General features: G+C 49.0%; 22 protein-coding genes. 17 read left to right on the top strand and 5 right to left on the bottom strand.

Annotated elements, in window-relative coordinates; genetic code table 11:
- Positions 1–579: 579 nt before the first annotated feature.
- On the top strand, positions 580–1,236 hold the full coding sequence (locus AC6I6H_RS15725) for a carboxylesterase family protein (protein WP_497954897.1): 657 nt from the start codon (positions 580–582) through the stop codon (positions 1,234–1,236).
- 103 nt (positions 1,237–1,339) lie between these two features.
- Here AC6I6H_RS15725 and AC6I6H_RS15720 read toward each other — a convergent pair whose 3' ends face one another.
- Positions 1,340–2,191, bottom strand: coding sequence for an aldo/keto reductase (locus AC6I6H_RS15720; protein ID WP_497954896.1), 852 nt, complete (start codon positions 2,189–2,191; stop codon positions 1,340–1,342).
- A 168-nt stretch (positions 2,192–2,359) separates the two neighbouring features.
- Between AC6I6H_RS15720 and AC6I6H_RS15715 the strand changes: the two genes are divergently transcribed.
- The 11 genes from AC6I6H_RS15715 (at position 2,360) to AC6I6H_RS15665 (ending at position 10,656) form a co-directional block, all read left to right on the top strand.
- Complete coding sequence (locus AC6I6H_RS15715; RefSeq protein ID WP_497954895.1) at positions 2,360–2,809, top strand: MerR family transcriptional regulator; 450 nt, start codon at positions 2,360–2,362, stop codon at positions 2,807–2,809.
- A 112-nt stretch (positions 2,810–2,921) separates the two neighbouring features.
- Positions 2,922–3,776, top strand: a complete 855-nt coding sequence (locus AC6I6H_RS15710) for an ABC transporter ATP-binding protein (RefSeq protein WP_497954894.1) — start codon at positions 2,922–2,924, stop codon at positions 3,774–3,776.
- Positions 3,769–4,422, top strand: coding sequence for an ABC-2 transporter permease (locus AC6I6H_RS15705; protein WP_497954893.1), 654 nt, complete (start codon positions 3,769–3,771; stop codon positions 4,420–4,422). The genes AC6I6H_RS15710 and AC6I6H_RS15705 overlap by 8 nt, the downstream gene beginning before the upstream one ends.
- Positions 4,422–4,787 (top strand): GntR family transcriptional regulator, encoded by a 366-nt coding sequence (locus AC6I6H_RS15700; RefSeq protein WP_497954892.1) that lies wholly within the window; start codon positions 4,422–4,424, stop codon positions 4,785–4,787. The genes AC6I6H_RS15705 and AC6I6H_RS15700 overlap by 1 nt, the downstream gene beginning before the upstream one ends.
- A gap of 122 nt (positions 4,788–4,909) precedes the next feature.
- A complete protein-coding gene (locus AC6I6H_RS15695) occupies positions 4,910–5,692 on the top strand; it encodes a formylglycine-generating enzyme family protein (protein WP_497954891.1) in 783 nt (260 codons plus the stop codon).
- A gap of 30 nt (positions 5,693–5,722) precedes the next feature.
- Positions 5,723–6,298 carry a dihydrofolate reductase family protein gene (locus AC6I6H_RS15690; protein WP_497954890.1) on the top strand — a complete coding sequence of 192 codons (576 nt, stop codon included), beginning with the start codon at positions 5,723–5,725 and terminating at the stop codon, positions 6,296–6,298.
- 35 nt (positions 6,299–6,333) lie between these two features.
- The gene (locus AC6I6H_RS15685; RefSeq protein ID WP_497954889.1) at positions 6,334–7,413 is read left to right on the top strand and encodes an ankyrin repeat domain-containing protein; all 1,080 of its coding nucleotides are present in this window, start codon (positions 6,334–6,336) and stop codon (positions 7,411–7,413) included.
- Between the two features lie 101 nt (positions 7,414–7,514).
- Complete coding sequence (locus tag AC6I6H_RS15680; RefSeq protein ID WP_497954888.1) at positions 7,515–7,874, top strand: hypothetical protein; 360 nt, start codon at positions 7,515–7,517, stop codon at positions 7,872–7,874.
- Positions 7,875–8,026: 152 nt separating this feature from the next.
- On the top strand, positions 8,027–8,962 hold the full coding sequence (locus AC6I6H_RS15675; RefSeq protein WP_497954887.1) for a LytTR family DNA-binding domain-containing protein: 936 nt from the start codon (positions 8,027–8,029) through the stop codon (positions 8,960–8,962).
- Positions 8,963–9,100: 138 nt separating this feature from the next.
- On the top strand, positions 9,101–9,946 hold the full coding sequence (locus AC6I6H_RS15670) for an ABC transporter ATP-binding protein (protein WP_497954899.1): 846 nt from the start codon (positions 9,101–9,103) through the stop codon (positions 9,944–9,946).
- Positions 9,943–10,656 carry an ABC transporter permease gene (locus AC6I6H_RS15665; protein ID WP_497954886.1) on the top strand — a complete coding sequence of 238 codons (714 nt, stop codon included), beginning with the start codon at positions 9,943–9,945 and terminating at the stop codon, positions 10,654–10,656. Before AC6I6H_RS15670 ends, AC6I6H_RS15665 begins: the two co-directional genes overlap by 4 nt.
- A gap of 186 nt (positions 10,657–10,842) precedes the next feature.
- Here AC6I6H_RS15665 and AC6I6H_RS15660 read toward each other — a convergent pair whose 3' ends face one another.
- Positions 10,843–11,646, bottom strand: a complete 804-nt coding sequence (locus tag AC6I6H_RS15660; RefSeq protein ID WP_497954885.1) for an AAC(3) family N-acetyltransferase — start codon at positions 11,644–11,646, stop codon at positions 10,843–10,845.
- A gap of 214 nt (positions 11,647–11,860) precedes the next feature.
- On the opposite strand from AC6I6H_RS15660, the gene AC6I6H_RS15655 reads away from it, so the two are divergent.
- Positions 11,861–12,274: a collagen-like protein gene (locus AC6I6H_RS15655; RefSeq protein ID WP_497954884.1), complete on the top strand. Its 414-nt coding sequence runs from the start codon at positions 11,861–11,863 to the stop codon at positions 12,272–12,274.
- Positions 12,275–12,380: 106 nt separating this feature from the next.
- Here the strand turns inward: AC6I6H_RS15655 and AC6I6H_RS15650 are convergent, their stop codons facing one another.
- Positions 12,381–13,760 carry an aminotransferase-like domain-containing protein gene (locus AC6I6H_RS15650; RefSeq protein ID WP_497954883.1) on the bottom strand — a complete coding sequence of 460 codons (1,380 nt, stop codon included), beginning with the start codon at positions 13,758–13,760 and terminating at the stop codon, positions 12,381–12,383.
- Positions 13,761–13,874: 114 nt separating this feature from the next.
- Here AC6I6H_RS15650 and AC6I6H_RS15645 point away from each other — a divergent pair, with 114 nt between their 5' ends.
- Entirely contained in the window at positions 13,875–14,291 is a 417-nt protein-coding gene (locus tag AC6I6H_RS15645) for a GNAT family N-acetyltransferase (protein WP_497954882.1), read from the top strand.
- Positions 14,292–14,569: 278 nt separating this feature from the next.
- Positions 14,570–16,078: an alpha-L-arabinofuranosidase C-terminal domain-containing protein gene (locus AC6I6H_RS15640; protein WP_497954881.1), complete on the top strand. Its 1,509-nt coding sequence runs from the start codon at positions 14,570–14,572 to the stop codon at positions 16,076–16,078.
- A 184-nt stretch (positions 16,079–16,262) separates the two neighbouring features.
- Here the strand turns inward: AC6I6H_RS15640 and AC6I6H_RS15635 are convergent, their stop codons facing one another.
- Positions 16,263–17,711 carry a serine hydrolase domain-containing protein gene (locus AC6I6H_RS15635; RefSeq protein WP_497954879.1) on the bottom strand — a complete coding sequence of 483 codons (1,449 nt, stop codon included), beginning with the start codon at positions 17,709–17,711 and terminating at the stop codon, positions 16,263–16,265.
- A 195-nt stretch (positions 17,712–17,906) separates the two neighbouring features.
- On the opposite strand from AC6I6H_RS15635, the gene AC6I6H_RS15630 reads away from it, so the two are divergent.
- Complete coding sequence (locus AC6I6H_RS15630; RefSeq protein WP_497954878.1) at positions 17,907–18,401, top strand: GNAT family N-acetyltransferase; 495 nt, start codon at positions 17,907–17,909, stop codon at positions 18,399–18,401.
- Position 18,402: 1 nt separating this feature from the next.
- Here AC6I6H_RS15630 and AC6I6H_RS15625 read toward each other — a convergent pair whose 3' ends face one another.
- Positions 18,403–19,143, bottom strand: coding sequence for an SDR family NAD(P)-dependent oxidoreductase (locus tag AC6I6H_RS15625; protein ID WP_497954876.1), 741 nt, complete (start codon positions 19,141–19,143; stop codon positions 18,403–18,405).
- 126 nt (positions 19,144–19,269) lie between these two features.
- Between AC6I6H_RS15625 and AC6I6H_RS15620 the strand changes: the two genes are divergently transcribed.
- A complete protein-coding gene (locus tag AC6I6H_RS15620; protein WP_497954874.1) occupies positions 19,270–20,160 on the top strand; it encodes a LysR family transcriptional regulator in 891 nt (296 codons plus the stop codon).
- The last annotated feature ends 50 nt before the right edge of the window (positions 20,161–20,210 follow it).

Here is a 20,210-nt window from a genome sequence, read left to right as displayed (position 1 = left end):
CGAGCCAAATAAGCTCCGTGGCAACCGTTAGATTTTGAAAAGCTTTATTTTAAGCCAAATAAGCTCGCTGGCAACCGTTAGAATTTGTCTGGCCCCTTCCGGCGCCCCATGACCAAAGCTCCCGGGGCGTGATGGATATTGGACCACGACATAGCCAAAAAATCCACCCTGAACTAACGCAACTTCATTTTCATTTTCTGTGGTGCCGTCAGGGCATGGGAGGCTAACGGGTAACGACATCTGAACAAAGCGAGATCAAAGAAAAGGCCATCCCGCAATGGGATGGCCTTAAACTTGCCGTTTCAGAGAGCGCAGAGAACCGTAACCTAAATAAGAGCAAGTTTTTTTGAAAAAATTCGTAGCAGGTATGGAATTTCCTTTCTTGACGGGGGAAATTATCATATAGCCAAAACGGCAACAGGTCAAGTAATTTTGCGAAATAGAGTAAGATAGCGAGCATCCACCCATTAAAGTTAACACATAAAGAATTTAGAGTAACAAAATCAACTCTACAGTGATTTCCTTTTTTTGGAGCTTTCCGTTATGGTATCTACATGAATAAGACGAGGAGTTGTCGATATGTTTCAATCCCCACTTCGATATAATAAAGACATATTGATCAACAAAAGAGTTGATCTGAAGTACCTTCTTTACTTACCTAATGACTACCTTTCATCCAACGAAAAATGGCCCGTCATCCTTTTTCTGCACGGACGAGACCAGCGAGGGGAAGATACGGAACTTCTAAAGATTAGAGCTCTTCCTCAAATTATAGAGGGTGGTAAAGATTTTCCGTTTATCGTAATCGCACCTCAATGCCCCAGCTACTATATCTGGCCGTTCGTATTTGATGGAATTATTGCCATTGTTGACGAACTGATTTCAAAATATCCGGTTGATGAAAAGAGAATCTATCTTACGGGCCTAAGTATGGGGGGATTCGCAACTTGGGATTTGGCAATGGAGTACCCAGAGAAGTTTGCAGCTATAGCGCCAGTATGTGGCGCCGGTTCTAAAGAAAGAGTAAAAACGTTGAAAAATGTTCCTGTTTGGGCGTTCCACGGTGCAAAAGATGATGTTGTTCCCCTTGAAGAAGCCAGAGAATTAGTCGATGCTTTACAAAGCGTTGGAGGAAATGCCCAACTGACGGTCTACCCTGAAGGAACACATGATGCTTGGATGGAAACCTATCAAAATCCTGGTTTATACGAATGGTTTCTTAAAAACAGTTTGTGACCGCATGAGATTGGCAAAAAACTTGTTGTTACACAGCAGCCTTATACATACACCAAGAAAGGACAGAGGCGCCCGCCCTGTCCTTTCTTTATGGACTCCAGGGTTACAGTTCGACTCGCCAGTTGCCCATCATCTTGGCGACTCCCGGATCGCGGTACGATAAGAACAGACTCTCCCGCGTATCGAGAGTGGAGATTTGCTCCATATCGTCCGCGCTCAACGCAAAATCGAAAATGTCGAAGTTTTCGACGATCCGCTCTTTGCGTACCGACTTTGGAATGACGACAATTTCGCGTTGAACAAGCCAGCGCAACACGACCTGGGCGACGGATTTGTTGTGTTTTTCCGCGATCGAGGTCAGTATTTCGTTGCCAAACATCTGGTTTCGTCCTTCCGCGAACGGCGCCCACGACTGGTGCTGCACGCCCTGCTCCTTCAAGAACGCAGCGCTCTCGGTCTGCTGGTAGAACGGGTGCGTTTCAATCTGGTTAACGGCGGGCGCGATTTCGTTATGCACCATGAGATCCATCAGGCGGTCCGGCATGAAGTTGCTGACCCCGATGGCCTTGATTTTGCCTTCCCGGTACAGCTCTTCCATCGCGCGCCAAGTGCCGTAATAATCGCCGAACGGCTGGTGAATCAGGTACAGATCGAGATAGTCGAGCTGCAGCTTCTTCAGGGATTTGGCAAACGCCAGCTTGGCACTCTCGTAGCCGGCATCCTGAACCCAGATCTTGGTGGTGATGAACAGCTCCTCACGCGGCACACCGCTGCGCTTGATCGCGCGTCCGACCGCTTCCTCGTTCAGGTAACCGGCGGCGGTGTCGATCAAGCGGTAACCGGCCGACAGCGCCTCGTACACCGCGTTCTCGCACTCTTCAGCATCGGGAATCTGGTAGACGCCGAAGCCCAGGATCGGCATTTTTACACCGTTGTTCAAGGTTACCGTTTGCATTTCGATTCCTCCTCTTGTTCAAATGGATACCGGCAACCGGCGTATCCCGGAAATCGGGGACGGGAGCGGGGCTCCGCTTACGGCACCGTTGCCTTACAATAAGCTTAATCCCTTCGTGTTACACGAAGGCAAGAGGCTGTTATTCTTTTTTTTCAAGGGGGAATCCGCATGTATACGGTCAAAGAAGCCGCTCAGATCACGGGGCTCACCGAGCATGCCGTGCGCTTTTATACGGATAAAGGGCTGGTGCCAAGCTTACAGCGCAATGAGAACAACATTCGATTGTTCAACGAAGAATCGATCAACTGGCTGCATGGCATCAAATGCCTCAAGCAATCCGGAATGCCGATCGATGTCATTAAAACGTATATTGATTTATGCCTCGAGGGGGATTCCACCATTCCGCAACGCTACGCACTCATGATGAAGCATAAAGAGGCTGCGTTTGCCAAGCTCGAAGAGGCCAAACGGCACGTTGCACACTTGGAGGAGAAAACCATCCTGTACCAAGCCATCCTGGAGAACCGCATCCTGGACACAACCAATCCCGCCAATTGGGATCGAATTCAGCATATGCATGGGGACGTGTTTTACTCGCGCTCCGCTCGTCAGGCGTGAGATCGTGGCAGCGTTCCAATAAAATTCTCGTGGCAGGTATTGACAAGATCACCTTATGCGAGATATATTGTGCATATACGATATGCACAATATGATGGGGAGGGATGATGAAGTGCTTGCGTTGGACATTCGAAACGTAAATAAGAGCTACCCCAATTTTCAACTTGAAAATGTATCGTTCCAATTGGAGAAAGGCTATATTATGGGTTTTATCGGTGCGAACGGCGCAGGGAAAACCACGACGATCAAATCAATTTTGAATATGACCCGCACAGATAGCGGGGAAATTCACGTATTCGGGAAAAAGATGGCCGAGTACGAACTCGAGCTGAAGCAGGAAATCGGGTACGCCATGGGCGGGGTAGAGTTCTACACCCGATGCAAAGTGAAGACCTTGACCGACGTGATCAAGAGGTTCTATGCCAAGTGGGACGAGGAAACCTACCGCCAATACCTTCGGAAATTCAAGCTGGATGAAAACAAACGGATCGCCGAGTTATCGACGGGAATGAAGGTGAAATACAATATTGCCATTGCCCTGTCCCATGGGGCCAAGCTGCTTATTCTTGACGAACCGACAAGCGGGCTTGACCCGGTTGCAAGGGACGAACTGCTGGACATTTTCCAGGGACTCGTTGCCGACGGGGAAATCAGCATTTTGTTCTCGACGCATATTACTTCCGATTTGGAGAAGTGCGCGGATTATATAACCTTCATTGAAAATGGGCGAATTGTCCGCAGCGGGGAGAAGGAAGCGTTCAAAGAATCCTATCTTCTTCTAAACGGGGCTGCCAGTCAACTGAACCAAGTGAAGGACAGCTTGATCTCCTATAAGCTGAATTCATTCGGGTTTACGGGATTGATTCTCGCGAGGGACTTCGATCCCTCCTGGAACATGAAAGCCGCCACGCCGAGCCTTGAGGAAATCATGGTCTATTTCGCGAAGAAGGAGGATGAGGATGTATAACCTGGTGATGAAGGATGTAAAATTGGCCGTGCCCCCCTTTTTTTTCTTGTTGCCTTTCTTGCTTGGTGCTTTAATGCTCATTCCCGGTTGGATTTACTTTGTTGTCCTGCTGTATTTCTGCTGGATCACGGTTCCGAATTTGTTCAACCAGTTTAAAGCCCAAAATGATCTGATGTTTACGTCGGTGATGCCCGTCTCCAAACGGGATACGGTAAAAGGAAGGGTAGCGGTTATTGTCGGCTTGGAGCTGCTGCATCTCGTGTTCGCCGCTATCTTTGGTTCCATTTCGATGATCTTGTATCCGAACGTAACCTATTTTTTCTTCCCGCCGAATATGGGGTTCTGGGGGTTGAACCTGGTCATGTTTGCGATTTTTAACCTCATCTTTATCCCGATGTTTTATAAGACGGCTTATAAATTCGGCTGGGCGCTGCTCGCCTCCGTTGCGGCCGCCATGCTTTTCGCCGGAATTGCCCAATGGCTCGGCATTCAAAGTCCGGTTGTGAACGATATTTTCTATGGCACCGGTACGCAACAAGTGACGCTCCAAGCCTTGATCCTGATCGCTGGAGTCGTGATTTTCGCGGCGCTCTCCGTCATTGCCTATCGGCTCGGGGTCAAACGATTCCTCCAAGTGGAACTCTAATGAACATCGCGATCTCGAACACCTCGGACAAACCGATTTACCAGCAGCTTTTTGAGCAAATCAGCGCCCAGATTCTGAAAGGAGAGCTGGAAAACGGCTATTGTCTTCCACCGATCCGACAAGCGGCCCAGGAGCTTAGCATCAGCGTGATTACCGTCAAAAAGGCTTGGGAAGAACTGGAGAGACGCGGGCTGATTCATACCATAACGGGAAAAGGCTGCTTTGTCGCCGAGCTGTCCTCCGAGCGAAAGCTGGAAATTCGCAATGAAATGGTCCTTAAGCAAATGCTTCTCGACATCTCCTACTACAAATCCTTCGGTCTTGCCCTGGATGACGTGATGGAGATGTTGAAGAAGGTATATTAGGCGGGGGAGCTGACGCGAAGCTCCCTCCGTTTTTTTGCCATATGCATGATGCGGAGAGCCGTATCACAAGTCATGGTAAAGCGAAGAGTGGAGTTGAATGTTGAAATAGACAGGAGGCTGCTATGATTGTGGGGAAATACGGAGCCAACCGAGAGTATTTTCAAAAAGATGTAATGAATTTGATGGTACCCATAGAAGGTGGAACTGTTGAATTGCGCGATTATATTAACCCGAATAAATGGCTTAGTTCTGATTACACTTTATCAGACCCTGGAAGAGGAACGGATAGGAAGGTTATGACATGGACGGAAACGATAGAACCTTTCTATGTCATGAAGTATCCGGTCACACAGCAGTTGTATCATTTTGTCATGAACGAGGAAGTTCTAGAAACGAATGCGGATAACCTGCCCATTACGGAAGTTTCTTGGCTAGATTCGCTAGTCTTTTGTAATAAATTGTCCAGAATACTTGGTAGGGAGGAATGCTACACCCTCAAAAACCAAAGCGAGAATACGGTATATAACAAAACAGCGAACGGCTTTCGATTGCTAACAGACGCGGAGTGGCAGTATGTGTGCAAAGCGGGGACAAAGGGGTATCGGTACGAAAGGATTGATAAGATTGCGTGGTACCAAGAAAACTCCAATGGATCCGCCCAACCAGTCGGAACCCTGCTCCCGAATCCATGGGGACTTTATGATATGGTAGGGAATGTGTGGGAATGGTGCTGGGATCTATATGATACAGAACGATATGGGGATTACAGAATCTTTCGTGGGGGAAGCTGGGCTGAAGTTGAAAACAACTGTGGTTCTACGATCAGAAGAAAGAGTATGCCGAAATTCAAGATAGACGACCTTGGCTTTAGAATAGCATGCGAAAGAAAAACCATTGGAGTTTAAAATAGTTCCTGCTGTTGGAGGTGTTCAGTCATGAGAAAAATTGTCGTGTTAGAACACGTCTCCCTTGATGGTGTCATACAAGCACCGGGCGGGACAGCCGAAGATAACAGTGGCGGCTTCGCGTATGGCGGGTGGGTAGCGCCATATTCTGACGAGATCCTCGGAACACTCCTGAAGAGGCAGATGAATTTGCCCTTCGACTTGTTGTTAGGGCGCAAAACTTATGAAATTTGGGCACCGTACTGGCCCGAGCATGCGGACGTTTGGCCAGGGGTTAACAAGGCGACCAAGTACGTAACCTCCAATACCATGACATCTGGTGAATGGCAGCCGTCCGTGCTATTAAGTGGCGATATTGTGGGAAAAATCATCCAGGTCAAGCAACAGCAGGGGCCGGATTTGCATGTATGGGGAAGCAGTGACCTCATTCAGACGCTTATGAAGCATGATTTGATCGATGTGTTCTGGCTCATGATTTACCCGATAACTTTGGGCAGCGGAAAGCGATTGTTTGCCGGCGGCACGATCCCGGCGGCATTCAAGGTGACGGAAAGCGAAGTTACTCCGAATGGCGTTATAGTTGTGAACTACGAGCGCGCAGGCTAACGATGCGCGGTCATTTGGAATAAGGAGGGGTAGGATTGATCGTTCTGAAAGATATCGGGAGGTTCCAGGAGCTGCCGGAGGTCGCAATGCATATTTACAAAGGAAATGTTCCGGCTTTGGAAACTGCAATCGCGGCAGGCTGGGACATTGAGGAGGAGATCGTACTTAGCAAGCATACGACACTTCGTCCGTTAGATCTGGCGCTCGTAACGCAGCGGATGGAGGTTATAAAGCTGCTGGTAGACCATGGCGTCAACCTGAATGTTCATCAAAATCCGGCTTTTTTGCGAGCGGTTCGTTATTGCGGGGAGGACATTGTCCGTTACATCGCGGCAAAGGGAGCCGAGATGGACCAGCTCAATCAAACGGGGTCGGGCGCATATTCACAGGCTTACTATGGCAACAAAAAAAACATTCCGCTTATTCACGAACTGGGATTGGATATCAAGCTGCATGGCGGTGCCGTCATGCGTCAAGCCGTATCGGACCATGACCTGAAGACACTCAAGTATTTGCTCGATCAGGGGGTCGACATCAATTACAATCAACCGGATAGGGTCTATCCTTATCAAGCGACTCCGTTAACGGTGGCTGCTCGCATGGGGAATATGGGCATGGTGAAATTTTTGATTGAACATGGTGCGGACATTACGCTAGCGGAAAAAGACGGCGAGCGGGCCTATACGATCGCGGTCGGCAATAAGCATACGGTTATGGCGGATTATTTGAAATCGCTGGAACCGGCTGATTTTCATCATGCGGAAAATAAGAAACACGAGCTTAAAAAATATAAATTACCCGATGAACTGGTCCGCTTTCTTACCGGAGACAAGCTGCGGCTTGAGCTGGCACCAAATGATTATAAAATCGGGTATATCGATTTTTTTGCATTGACCGATACGATTGAAATGAAAGTCGGCCGGCAAAAGCTGCTGCGTCTTTCCGCCGACATCGACAATTACTCGGAGTTGCAGTTGGTTTGGAACCCGAAAGACAAAGGCCGGATAGGCTGTTATGACGTGGAGCATCAGGCATATGCGGATTTATGCAGCTTTACCGAGTTCCTCGCGCAGCCTGACTTGCCCCTCATGAAGTTTCTTGAGGGAGAGTTGTAAATGCAGAAGATTATCTATTCGAAAAAAACCTCGGGCACGTTGACCTATTTTCCAACCGTAGCTTCAGCGGTTCAGTATGCGAATCTCGGGCTGTTTGAGGAATGGATTCAGTGTTATTTTTATTTACCCGTAAAGACACTTCGGACTTCCACCACTTTTTGACGGGAGGGACTCACTTCTTCGGGATCGTGAGGTTCCCTCTGCGTCTCATTGAACGCACCGGATGCGGAGAGGGAGACATTCTTGCAGGGATCGAAGAGGAGTCCGTACCCGACCAATCACCGCTTCTGGTTCAATATGAGGCGGGGAAGTTCTACTGCACCGTACAACAAGAGCTGCTTGCTTCGTTAAAGCATAGAAAAGTAAACGCCTATCCAACTATCATTGCCTTGAAAGGAAAGGCCGATTACAGAAGATTCAACGAGCATTTCGGGAACGTCCTCTTTTATGTAAAGGAATGATTGAGTGAACAAAAAGGCCATCCTGCGAAGGGTGGCCTTTTCACTTACTGTTACAGACAACGCGGTGAAACGTATCATTAAACTGACAAGAAAGCAGCCCAGTTATATAATTGGTACATATATCCTGCAGCTGCATTGACTAGGAGGACGTCATGCAATTTCAACCAATCTATGATGACGGGAAATTACTTCTACCGGAGATCGAAATACATCTGACAGCGAACCAGCCGATTGGCATTATCACGGACTTGAAGCGAAAGCAGCTTTTCATGAATCAATTGGCGGATCATACCCAATATTATTTATTTCGCGTTCAACAAAACGAGTACATGCGATTAAAAGTGGAAGAACTGATTACTTTCCTTATCAAAGTTTCCGAACGGAATGAACCTGTCGAGTTGTTAATGGATTATTTTGCTTTAAAAGGTGAACGGAAGGTAAAGATAAAGGACTTGAGCTCATCGAAAAGGATGTATGTAACACTGCTGCGCGTTTTTTTTGCGCATCAGCCTACCATTGTGTTGGAGGAACCTTTTTTTTACTTGGAAGAAGAGGATCGCCGTCATTTTAAACGGATTTTGGATGACCTTTCGAAAGAAAAGCAGATCATGATTTTAACGTCGAACTTAGAGGATGCCATGATTTCCTGTGATGCCATTTATCGATTGAACGAGCTCGGCTTCCGGCCATTGGATATTCAGGACTCGGAAGAGAATAAGCTGGAAGTGCAGGAACAGGATCGGGCCAATATCACCTTACAGAAGATTTATACGAAAAGAAATGACAAAGTCATTTTGTTTGATCCGCCTGAAATCGATTACATAGAAAGTATGAATGGTCTGGTCCTTGTACAGGTAAGCGGTGAAAATTATGTCAGTGCATTGACGCTGACCGAGCTTGAGCAGAGACTGTTGAACTTCGGATTTTTCAGGTGCCATCGATCCTACATCGTTAATCTGCAAAAAGTAAGAGAGATTATTACATGGACGAAGAATAGCTACAGCTTGCGGTTAAACACGGGGAAAGATGCCGTGGTTCCGCTATCCCGTTCAAAATTGCAGGAACTAAAAGTCCTTCTTAACATTTAATTTCCGGGGCAATATCGAACCGATCCAGCAGTCTAGGGTACCATTCATGCGGTCACCGCTACATTTCGGCGGGTTTTGATGGCGGGAAGCATTCCAGCTTTATATGCTTACGGCATCAACGATAAGGAAGTGGCGTTCATGGATGTGATCCAGGTAGAACATATTCGAAAGAGATTTGGAAACAAGGATGCGTTAGTGGACGTGTCCTTTTCCATTCCGAAAGGGGAAATTTTCGGTTTCCTGGGCCCGAGCGGTTCGGGAAAAACGACACTGATAAAAATTTTAACAGCGCAATTAAATCCGACAAACGGACAGGCAAACGTATTTAACGAGCCGGCGGAGAGGATGCAGCAGTCTGCCCAGAAGATGCGCTTTGGCATTTTAACGGATAACAGCGGTCTGTATGAGAGATTAACGATTGAGGAAAATCTGGAGCTGTACCGGAAGTTATATGACCTTCCCAGATCATCGATCGATAAGGTGCTGCAATTTGTGAACTTAAGCGGGGAGCGCAAAAAGAGAGTCAATCGCTTGTCAAAAGGGATGCGCCAGCGCGTCTTGTTGGCATGCGCGGTGATCCATGAGCCGGAATTGTTATTTTTGGATGAGCCTACATCGGCGCTGGACCCGGTAAACTCGGCACATATATATAAAGGCTTACGCTACTTAAATGAGAACGGGACAACGATTTTTTTAACGACGCATGATATGACGGAGGCGGAATTGATCTGTAACCGTGTAGCAATTTTGTATCAGGGACAAATTCAAACCATCGGCTCACCTAAGGAACTTAAAAAACAGCATCGGGAAAACGTAATTCGGGTCGAGTTACTCCATGGGGAGACCTACGAGCTCCCGTTCGATGAGGGGACGGCCGAGCAAATCGCCGATTGGATGAAACGAGGGGTCATTGATCGGCTGGAGACAAAAGAACCGAGTCTGGGTGATATTTTTATTAAAATGACGGGAAGTGAGTTACTATGAGTATCTCATTAAAACGTGCACGAGCGATATTTGTGAAGGATTACAAAGAGTTTTCACGCAATTATGCGATTTCCATTATGTTGATTTTTCCAATTACGTTTGCGCTTGTGCTTCGAGGTGTAAGCTCGTCTTTGCCTGGGGCTTTCGGTTTTGTTCTGAACACTTCGTTTGTGATCCTGCCGTGTTTTGTACAAGCGTGCTTGATTGCGGAAGAAAAAGAGCGGAACACGTTACGATCCCTAATGATGACCCCGGCCACGACCATGGATGTTTTAATCGGTAAAAGCACTTTGGGCTTTGTCATGTCTGCTGTTGTTCTGGCTATCGCTACGTTTGTTTTTGGCTATGAGCCAGCCAGTATAGGGGCGTTTGTGGCGGCACTCCTTCTTTCGATTCTTCTATACATTGCGATCGGGACGATATGCGGTTTATACTCCAAGACGTTGCTTGATGCATCATTATCGATAATTCCTGTGTTAATCTTATTCTATTTAGTACCTTATGGCGGAATGATGTTGGCGGATGATTATCCAATCCTGGAAGTGCTGGAGTACGCGCCAAACATTCAACTTGCGCATTTGTTGGATATAAGCCATTCGGGCTTTACGGCGGGAGCTGTATTAAAACCCCTCCTCCTTATTTTGGCATGGACGGTTGTATTAACGATTGTATCTGTTGTTTTGTATCAACGACGGTTAAAGGATGAGTAGGGAGGAGGGGGGATCCGATGAATTTTGCTGTCAAGCGGATGCGGGAATTCAAGGACCGCGATAACCGGCTTCAGCTGAAGGATTTTCCGGCATACATATCGATTCGCTATCCGGGGCAAGTCTTTTGCTTGTGGAAAGCAAAAGCCCCCGCCACATGGGCGGGAGGCTCATTCCTTGTCGGGTGCTCTAAACCCTGTGTTTCTCCATCCAGGCGGCAGCCCAGTCTACCAACTGCCGTTGGTCGAGTAAACGGACTTCGGCGTTTCCGACTTGATGAATCTTGATGTTCATTTCTTGGTCATATTCTTCTCCAAGCCGAACAAAATCTTCATCATCCACAGCCTGGGTTTCGTAGGTTACCCATTTGCGCGTTCCATTCTCCAGAATGGCGCTGCTTTCCTGGACAAACTTCTTGGAGGGGAAAGCAGCGATCGTTTCGGCCAGGTGCAGGGATGTGTTTTTATTATAGCCGACGCCTATCAGGAGTACGTACCCATGGAGCTGGTACAATTTATCCAACGGGGAGCTCTTCCCGAAGATGTTGCTTAAATCATGGTCCTGCGTCAAATAGTCGGCGTACTTGCCTACTGCGGCGACGGAACGGGCCGGGTGATCCGATCGTTTGGCGCCCGGCCATTTGCGAAATACTTCCGCCACCACGCCCATCCCGATCGCAGGGGTTATTTCCTTGTCGTAGGGCGGCCAGTGGTCCCGAATGACCGGCCACCATTCCGCGGGCACCTCGCCGTGCACTCCGGTAGAAGGGTCAAGGTTCTTCCACGTCTGGGAAGGCATCATCAAAGTGCCTCCTTCCCCGACAATTTCAAGAAGCGCTTGAATCAAGGTTTCGGCTCCGCCTACTACAAACCCCAGTTTACTTAAAGAAGTATGGACGAAGATGTGCTGTCCCTCTTTTACGCCGCATTCTCTAAACGCAAGGAGCAGGTCTTCTTTTGTTAAAATCGTTCTTGGTTCTTGCCGCTCGGTCATGTGGAAGTCCTCCTTTTTTAAATAAGCCGTATAACGGTGATCTTGTCTCTAGTACGGGTCGGCAGTTCCTTGTATTTATTCTATATTATACCGGCGATGCCTCTTTGCAACAATGCCTGCCACCGGGCGGGATTTTTTATTGGCATTCGCCCAAGCGCCCTTTCCGCGAATGCATAGGATGATTATGCCTACTCACTGAAAGGAGCGATCACATATGGGATTTTTTCCAACGCCGGGACCCGGCGGAGGGTTTCCAGGGTTTCCGGGGGGACCGGGCGGACCGGGAGGGCCGGGCGGATTTCCCGGAGGCTTTCCGGGGACTCCGGGATTCCCGGGATTTCCGGGGGGCGCACCGGGAGGTGCACCCGGAGGCTTTCAAGCGCCGACGGCTCCCCCGCCGCAATTCGTACCGCAAATGCCGGCGACCACCACGTTTGCCATCGACCCCGGCGGGATCAGACGCTGCTTGTTCCGCAACACATACATTTGGCTGAACAATGGCGAACAGTTCTGGTTTTTCCCGGTATTCGTCGGGCGTAATTCGGTTGCCGGGTTCCGATGGTTCGGTTTCTTCTGGGCGTATTTCGGCATTGATTTGAGACAGATTCGCTCGTTCACCTGCTTCTAAGGCGGACAGCGAAAGAGAACAGCCTGCGGGCTGTTCTCTTTCGTTGTGCGGTTTCTTCTGTTTGCACTGCCATTAAGAGTCCGGGGTTCAGGTTGCGGGGCCGCCACTAAATCCAGGTAATGACGGATCGGCTGGATTTGGTCGTCCTTCTTTGACTCATTAGCTCGTCGGCCGTCCGGCGGATGATCCGGATGCCGTCTTCAAGCTTTTTTTCATCCGTGCGGATAATGCTTAGGCGGCAGCTGTTCGGGCTTTCCATACTGGGAAGGTAGCAGGGCGTCATAGGAAAAACATACACGTCCTTCTGCCGAAGGGCCGCGGCCAGCTCCTCTGAAGCCAGATGATGGGGCAGCTCAAGCTGGGCAAAAATACCGCCTGTTGATTGGCTTAGCCGGAACCCCTCGTTCAAATGCCGGCTGCAAGCCTCCTGCAGAGCCCTCATTCGAATGCCATAACGTTCCCTCATCATGGCGGCGTGGCGTTGAAACAATCCGCTGCCGAGGTGAATCTCCAAGGCGGCTTGCGAAAGGACGGCTGTACTTAAATCGCTTGACGATTTGTACATGCGGAACAAAGGGAGGAAGGCTTCGGGAAGCACGACGGCACCGAGCCGCAGGCCGGGCAGCATAATTTTGGAAAAGCTTCGGATGTAGAGGACGCGGCCTGAACGATCATAGCTGAAAATGGGATCGGATTTGCTGTCCGTTTCCAAGTCTGCGAGATAGTCATCCTCTACGACATACACATCATATTTTTCCGCCATTGCTGCGATGGCTTCTTTTTCCCGCCGGGACAAGCTCATTCCGAGCGGGTTGTGGTACCGGGGAACCGTATAAAAAAACTTAATGGAATTGTTCCGAAAATGCCGTTCCAGTTCCTCAAGGTCAAGGCCTGCTTCTGTGCGGGCAATTCCGATTGCAGTGATCCCGAGGAGGTTCAATAACTTCAGCATTCCGGCATAGCAGGGCTGTTCGACCAGGATCGCCGATTTCCCATTCGGGAACGGCATGGCGGCAAACAAGTGAAGCGCTTGTTGGGCCCCGGAGACGATACCGATTCGGTCGGGTCCGGCAAAAACTTGAGAAACCGCCAGATGCCGGGATACAGCCTCGCGCAAAGAAGGGAATCCGAGCGGATCGCCGTATGCAAAAAGGCGATCTCCGTATTGGTGTATCGCCTGATTCAACCCGTGCTGAATTTCATCATTGGGGATCAAACCGGGTTCCGGTGCAGCCGCGGCGAAATCAATCCGCCCTTCCGGCCGATCCTCAGACTTGCCATCACGAACGAGCACGTAATGGCCGCTCTTCGGTACCGAGTATATCAGGTGTTCCTTTTCCAATTCAGCGATGGCCCGGATTACGGTGTTTTTGCTGCACGCCCATTGCATACTGAGCTCTCGGATGGACGGCAATTTACCGCCCGGCTTGATCGACCCGCTGTTAATCCGTTGCTTCAGGTCGTCCTTCACGTTCTCGTATTTCATGCTCTCTCCATCCCGATCTGTATGGGTATAGTCGTGAAATAATTCCGTTTCCTCTTCCGATTGTCACCATTATACTAAACGCATTCCGTATCGTGAACTACTGGAGGGATACAGATGGAGTGGATTCATGATTGCTTGCCTTACAGAATCAGTGACAGGATAGAGGAATTGCAGCCGGATGTGATCATAGCCTTATTGAAGAACAGCTATTGGGCGGCGGAGCGGTCGGAAGAAACCATCCGGAACAGCTGGGAGGAATCGCTTTGCCTCGGCGTTTACAGCGCGGACGGGCTTCAAGCCGGTTTCCTGCGGGTTGTAACGGATGGAGCCACCTTTTCCTGGCTGTGCGACGTGATCGTTGACCCCGGGCATCGCGGAAAAGGACTCGGCAAATGGATGATGGCTGTTGTAGTCGACCATCCGCGCATTCGCCATACGAATATTTACCTCGGGACACGAGACGCGCATGGACTCTATGAGAAGTACGGTTTCGTATCCAAGGAAATGATGGTCCGCCGCGCAGCTCCATAACCGTGAAGAAAGGGCCATCCCGCATAGGATGGCCCTGAAACATGCCGATATGGACACCGCGTGAATCTCACCGTAGGGAACGGCATGTTTTTTGGGAGTTCCGCGACGTTCAGGCTGTGCAGATCGCTGCTCGCTTCCAGAAAGATGATCGGACCGTGCTGCGACCTTTTTGGTTCTTGACATGAGAACGTTTACAGTTGAAACTGGGGTTGGAAGAAGAGCAACAGTCAAATCGCGGAATTAAATTGTGCTTAGACCAATAGGAGCGTGGTTGTTGTATGCAAGCTCGAATCAGCGTAAACGTTACGAAGAAGCAGAATTTTATTCATCATTTTATGTACGGTCAGTTTATTGAATTTCTTGGCAGGTGCATTGATCAAGGGATCTTTCACCCCGGGTCCCCGCTATCCGATAAAAACGGATTTCGTCAAGACGTGCTGGAGAAAGCAAAAGGGCTTCAGCCTCCGCTTCTCCGATTTCCCGGCGGCACCATGGTGAAATTGTACCATTGGATGGACGGGATCGGGGCAAGGGAGGAGCGCAAGCGTCAGAGCAATCGGATCTGGGGCGGGGTTATCGATCATGCCTTCGGCACAAACGAGTTCATTCAATATTGCCGGGAGATCGGAGCCGAACCGTTCCTCATCGTCAACATGACGACAGGAACAGCCGAAGAAGCAGCGAATTGGGTGGAATACTGCAACGGAACGGAAGACACTTATTATGCCAATTTGCGCAGAAGCCATGGCTTCGAGGAGCCGCATAACGTCAAGTATTGGGGACTTGGAAACGAGGAGGCTGCGGTCCCTGATATCGGTTTTCTTCATGATCCGCAGGAATACATTAAAGCCTCTTGGGAATTCGCCAAGCAGATGAAGTTGGCCGACCGTTCGATCAAGCTCGTAATGGTAGGGGAGAAACCGGAGTGGAACAAGGCGGTTCTGGACGAGCTCCATCCGATATGCGATTACCTTTCGCTTCATTATTATGCACGCTCGGAAAACGATGACTATGCCAACTTGTTCGATCATGCGGTCCGAATGGAGGACATGATCACCGATACAAAAAAGCTTTTGGATCGTTATCCCGCAAAGGTTGAGTCCTTTGATCGCTGGTATCGCTTTCCGCCAAGACAGCGGGAGATCCAGATTGCGCTTGACGAATGGGGCATCTGGCAGCATCAGAGCTCGGACGATTATGTAGCGGATCTGGAAGCGGTCTTCAATTGGAAGGAAGCGCTGCTTATTGCCAGTATGCTGAATGTAATGCAGCGTCAGAGTCAAACGGTAACGCTGGCGACTTTCGCGCAGATGGTCAACATTTTGGCGCCGATTTTCACGAACGAGAAGGGTTCGTTCTGTCAAACGATCTATCATCCGCTGCAGCTGTACCGGGAACACAGCGGGAACCGGAGGCTGTCTTGCGAAGCGGAATCAATGATGTTAGTGGACGGCGAGGGCCAAGAAACGGCGAGTGCTTGTCTCGATGTATCGGCATCCTATCACGAGGAGAAACGCGAGGTCATCGTCGCTGTTGTCAACCGCCACCCTGAACAGGCTGTGACTGCGGCCGTATCATTTGACGGACCGGAAAGGCTGGAGATTTTCGAGGCGATTGAATTAAATTGCCCATCCTGGGAGACGGTCAACGGCTTTGCAAACGGGGATCAAGTGGCGCGCATCGAAAATCCAAATGCCCGGTACGACTCGGAAGGCAGGTATGTATTTCCTCCTCATTCGATCACCTTGCTAAAACATCGCTACTTCATAGAGGATTCGTCACACTAAGTTGTAAACATGCTGGTGGAACTGCATCGGCATTTTTGCATACGGGAAAATCGTTATCGGAACGATGAAGTTCGGCGGCCGCAGGGCCGCCGTTTTTTTCGCCGTTAAACCCGTTACGGTGAACCGTATCATAAGTGACGGCGAAAAATAGGGGGTGCCTCAATAAGGCGAAAGAATGAAATGCTTATTTTCGGAGCGAGGCATTATATCGGTGGGTGTATACGAACCATGTAATGCTTGCTGTTAGTAATGCCGATGAAATCAAAGCTGTAAGAACACTATAGGTTTGCCAAATAAGTATCGTTGGCCAATCTAATGCCCAGCACAAGATACACTGGACAATCGCAGCAATCAGCAAAATAGCTGTTGCGATTTTTCGCTTTTTTGTCATTGGCTGCCGCTCATTCGTTTTCCTTCTGCGTAATCCTAAGAGAAAGAACAGAACAGCCAATAGACAAGAAATCATTGTGATAGACGACAAAATGATGTCCAAAAGCTGTGTGCCGCTTATTCCATATGACTGCGTTAAATTGCCGTCTAATATATCTTTCACGTTTAGCACCATGCTTCTATTGATATTTGCGCCGTTGGTCAGCAAGCAGATGGCTGTTTGTTCATTTGGCAGTAGGATCACTTCGGTTCCGAAATTGGGATTGCCCCTTGGGTGCTCGATAATCGTTTGGTTGGCGTTTACCGACCAGCCCGCCGCATAATACATTTCGTTGACAGCGGGAACAGACTTATCACCCTGATGTGATTTTTCAATAACCTTATGGAATATTTCGGGTATGTCCTGCACCATACCCATCTGTATGCCCATCCAACGCGCCATATCTTTTGTACAAGAAATGATGTAGCCTGCGGGTTTGTTCCCGGAATAATCCGGCGCGTTATATGGAGTTGTCATAAAAAAAGAAGAACGGTAGCCCTGTGCCAACTGTCCGGTGGCTTGAGCATCTTCTTTATAAACATACGTCTGGTGAAGACCCAACGGCTGAAATACCTGTTCCCTCATAAAGTCTTCATAGCTTTGTCCCGACACCGTCTCAATAACCAGACCTAACACGTCATAATTAACAGTTCCGTAATTATACTGCTCACCGGGATAGAACGACAATTCAGAATTTACGAGCATTTCTACGGTTTTTTGCAACATATCCGGCGTATTGCCTTGTGGAATGTTTTGACTGTGGCGGCCATTTGTTAAGCCGCTAGTATGGTGTAAAAAGTTATTGAGTGTAATACTTTGCATATCAACGTGTTTCCCCTGATACTTTAACGTAAACCAAGGCAAATAGTTCTGGATAGAGTCTGACATTGACAGCAGTCCTTGTTCTTCCATCAGCAGAATACCCATGCCGGTAAAAGCTTTACTTACCGAAGCTAGCTCATATAGAGTATTTTCACTTGCCGACAGTCCCTTTTCACGATCTGCGTACCCGGAAGAAAAGTAGAGCACTTCATTGTTCGCAAGTATTGAAATTGACATTCCCGGTACACCTGATATACGGCTTGCATCATCCAACAATGTTTGGATTGAATCAGATTGCGAATCTGATAATGCATAACTTGGTGTTGCGAATCCGGTAAACAGTATAAGCAATGCGATCATAAAGACAATAATTTTTTTCATAGTCTCCCCATTCCGAAAAAACGCCCTTACGGAAAATAGAAAAAGTGAAATAAGATATATATTATGAAGCTTATAATTGCAAAATCATATTGTATGTGAAGAATCATACGATACAAAAAATTACATTGCTAACAGTGCTAAAATGATGGATATGATTTAGACGTGGGTTTAATAGTAAACGGGGGCTAAGGAAACATGCGAATTGCCTTCAAAAAACCGAGCGGCTTCAAGCGGGGAATACTCGTCGAATTATTGACAGACGCGTATTCGTTTGACGCCCGCTACAAACAAAACCGCTATTCGGAGTGGCAAGCGTTTGAAAGCTTCTTCTTTGACAACCTGGAGATTGCAGATAAATACGGGTTTGTCACCACATTGAACGAGGAAGCCATCGGATTTGTTTTTTGGGACCCGCGAAACATGCCCGAGTATGCGGAAATAGGCCATAATTGCATGGTTTCCAAGCACAAAGGGAAAGGGTATGGCAAACGGCAGCTGCAAGAAGCCGTCAAAAGAATCTCTCGAAACGAGGTAGGAAAAATCATTGTCTCCACGGATGATGCCCTGGTCGCGGCCCAACGAATGTATGAGAGTGTCGGGTTCACCCTCTATCGGAAGAGGAAGAACCCCAATACCGCCGACTTTGTCCGGGAGCACCTCGATTATGTGTATTCTTTGGAAAACACCTGACTTACAAGGATTGTCCGCTGTCTACCGTGATGATCTGGCCGGTCATCGCTTCCTGTTCCAAGGCGGCGCAGACCATGGATGCAACCTCCTCGGGTGCCGCAATCCGCTGCAATAAAAGCTTCGGGGCAAGCCGGTTCATTTGGTCTTCCCTGCCAGCCCACCACCTTGTCGCGACGGCTCCCGGCACGATGCAGTTGACCCGAATATCGGGAGCCAATGCGCGTGCCAACGATTTGGTCAGCCCGTGAACGGCGGCTTTCGATACGGCATAAGGCAGCGAGGAGCCTAATCCGGTTTGCCCGGCTATGCTGCCAAGATTGACGATCGCGCCCTCTTGATTTTTCTTCATGAAAGGGGCGACCGCCCGTGCGCAGTTGAACATGCCTTTTACATTCACCGCAAACAACGCGTCCCAGACGTCCTCCGTCGCCGCCTCCAAATCCTCCATCGGAATATGGCTGGTGATGCTGGCATTATTAACGAGCAAATCCACCGTCCCGAACTCCTCAACAATGGTTTCGATCATTCCCCGGACTTCTTTATCCTGCGAGACATCGGCTTGCACGGCTGCAGCCCGTCCGCCCTCCTGGTTGATCGCACGCACCGTCTCTTCCGCATCGGCTTGAGAACGGGAGTAATTCACGATAACGATTGCTCCCCGTTTCGCCAATGCGAAGCTGGTTGCCCTGCCAATCCCCGTCCCGCCCCCGGTAACAAGAGCTACTTTGTTTTTTACTTCCATCCGAACTCCACGCTCCTTCTCCGCTGTCTTTTGATGCTTTCATTGTAAGAGGTTCTTTGCTATTTGTATAATTGAAGGAATTGAAGCGTCTCTTCAATTTTATTGAATCGTCATGGGGGATGGACCGTGGATCTCAAAACGTTAAAAACCTTTCAAGCAATCGTGAAGCACGGAAGCTTTATACGCGCGGCACAAGAAATGAACTATGTGCAATCCACCGTCACCGTGCAAATCCAGAAGCTGGAGTCCGAAATGGGCGTTCAACTGCTGGAGCGGGGCAAAGAAATCGGCCTGACGGAAGCCGGCCGGCTGTTCTATGAACAGAGCCTGCAGATCGTAAAGAATATGGAGAACCTCCAGTCTAGCTTATCGGATTTGAAATCGGGGGAAGCGGGGCATATCCGCATCGGCGCAACGGAGCCGACGGCCAGCTACCGCCTGCCCGGTATCTTGAAGAAGTTTATGTCCCTTTATCCGAATATCCGTATATCCGTGGAAATCTCGAACACCCCGGCGCTCAGCGAGCGAGTCCTCAAAGGCGAAATCGATTTTTCCCTTTGTACGGCCCCCGGCGTAGGCCACGAATTTTATTTTGAACCTTTGTTTCAGGAAGAGTTTGTGGCCTTAATGCCCGTGGATCATCCCCTTGCGCAGAAGGATGTGATCGAACCGGAAGATTTTCGGGGGCATCGGCTGCTCATCACGTCGTCGACCTGTCCCTATCGCAGGAAGCTGGAAATGGTTATGCAGGAAAAAGGGAATGTGACTCTCGACACCATGGAGATCGGGAGCATGACGGCGTTGAAATTTTACGTGGAGAACGGGTTGGGGATCGCGCTTGTCCCTAAAATTATGGTGGAGCCCGCAAAAGAGACAATAACCAAAAGGATCAGCGGGAGCCTGATCCATATGACCTTCGGACTTTTGTGCAAGGAATCCGCCTATCCGTTCCAGCTGGCGGGGCAAAAGCTCTATCACTATCTAAAACAGGAATTGGGGAAACAAAGAGAAGGATGATCGCGGAACGTCCCTGTGATAAACTATGACAAAACGCACAATCCAACCCC

This window comes from Gorillibacterium sp. sgz306347 (assembly GCF_059735245.1).
The sequence above is the reverse complement of the archived record's forward strand: the minus strand, read 5'-3'. Positions and strand labels throughout refer to the sequence as shown.

Coding starts and splice junctions, on each gene's coding strand:
- AC6I6H_RS15715 (WP_497954895.1), top strand. CDS start 2,360: ATGTATACGGTCAAAGAAGCCGCTCAGATCACGGGGCTCACCGAGCAT.
- AC6I6H_RS15680 (WP_497954888.1), top strand. CDS start 7,515: ATGGATTCAGTGTTATTTTTATTTACCCGTAAAGACACTTCGGACTTC.
- AC6I6H_RS15720 (WP_497954896.1), bottom strand. CDS start 2,191: ATGCAAACGGTAACCTTGAACAACGGTGTAAAAATGCCGATCCTGGGC.
- AC6I6H_RS15660 (WP_497954885.1), bottom strand. CDS start 11,646: ATGACCGAGCGGCAAGAACCAAGAACGATTTTAACAAAAGAAGACCTG.
- AC6I6H_RS15700 (WP_497954892.1), top strand. CDS start 4,422: ATGAACATCGCGATCTCGAACACCTCGGACAAACCGATTTACCAGCAG.
- AC6I6H_RS15670 (WP_497954899.1), top strand. CDS start 9,101: ATGGATGTGATCCAGGTAGAACATATTCGAAAGAGATTTGGAAACAAG.
- AC6I6H_RS15655 (WP_497954884.1), top strand. CDS start 11,861: ATGGGATTTTTTCCAACGCCGGGACCCGGCGGAGGGTTTCCAGGGTTT.
- AC6I6H_RS15690 (WP_497954890.1), top strand. CDS start 5,723: ATGAGAAAAATTGTCGTGTTAGAACACGTCTCCCTTGATGGTGTCATA.
- AC6I6H_RS15645 (WP_497954882.1), top strand. CDS start 13,875: ATGGAGTGGATTCATGATTGCTTGCCTTACAGAATCAGTGACAGGATA.
- AC6I6H_RS15725 (WP_497954897.1), top strand. CDS start 580: ATGTTTCAATCCCCACTTCGATATAATAAAGACATATTGATCAACAAA.
- AC6I6H_RS15705 (WP_497954893.1), top strand. CDS start 3,769: ATGTATAACCTGGTGATGAAGGATGTAAAATTGGCCGTGCCCCCCTTT.
- AC6I6H_RS15640 (WP_497954881.1), top strand. CDS start 14,570: ATGCAAGCTCGAATCAGCGTAAACGTTACGAAGAAGCAGAATTTTATT.
- AC6I6H_RS15695 (WP_497954891.1), top strand. CDS start 4,910: ATGATTGTGGGGAAATACGGAGCCAACCGAGAGTATTTTCAAAAAGAT.
- AC6I6H_RS15635 (WP_497954879.1), bottom strand. CDS start 17,711: ATGAAAAAAATTATTGTCTTTATGATCGCATTGCTTATACTGTTTACC.
- AC6I6H_RS15665 (WP_497954886.1), top strand. CDS start 9,943: ATGAGTATCTCATTAAAACGTGCACGAGCGATATTTGTGAAGGATTAC.
- AC6I6H_RS15650 (WP_497954883.1), bottom strand. CDS start 13,760: ATGAAATACGAGAACGTGAAGGACGACCTGAAGCAACGGATTAACAGC.
- AC6I6H_RS15625 (WP_497954876.1), bottom strand. CDS start 19,143: ATGGAAGTAAAAAACAAAGTAGCTCTTGTTACCGGGGGCGGGACGGGG.
- AC6I6H_RS15675 (WP_497954887.1), top strand. CDS start 8,027: ATGCAATTTCAACCAATCTATGATGACGGGAAATTACTTCTACCGGAG.
- AC6I6H_RS15630 (WP_497954878.1), top strand. CDS start 17,907: ATGCGAATTGCCTTCAAAAAACCGAGCGGCTTCAAGCGGGGAATACTC.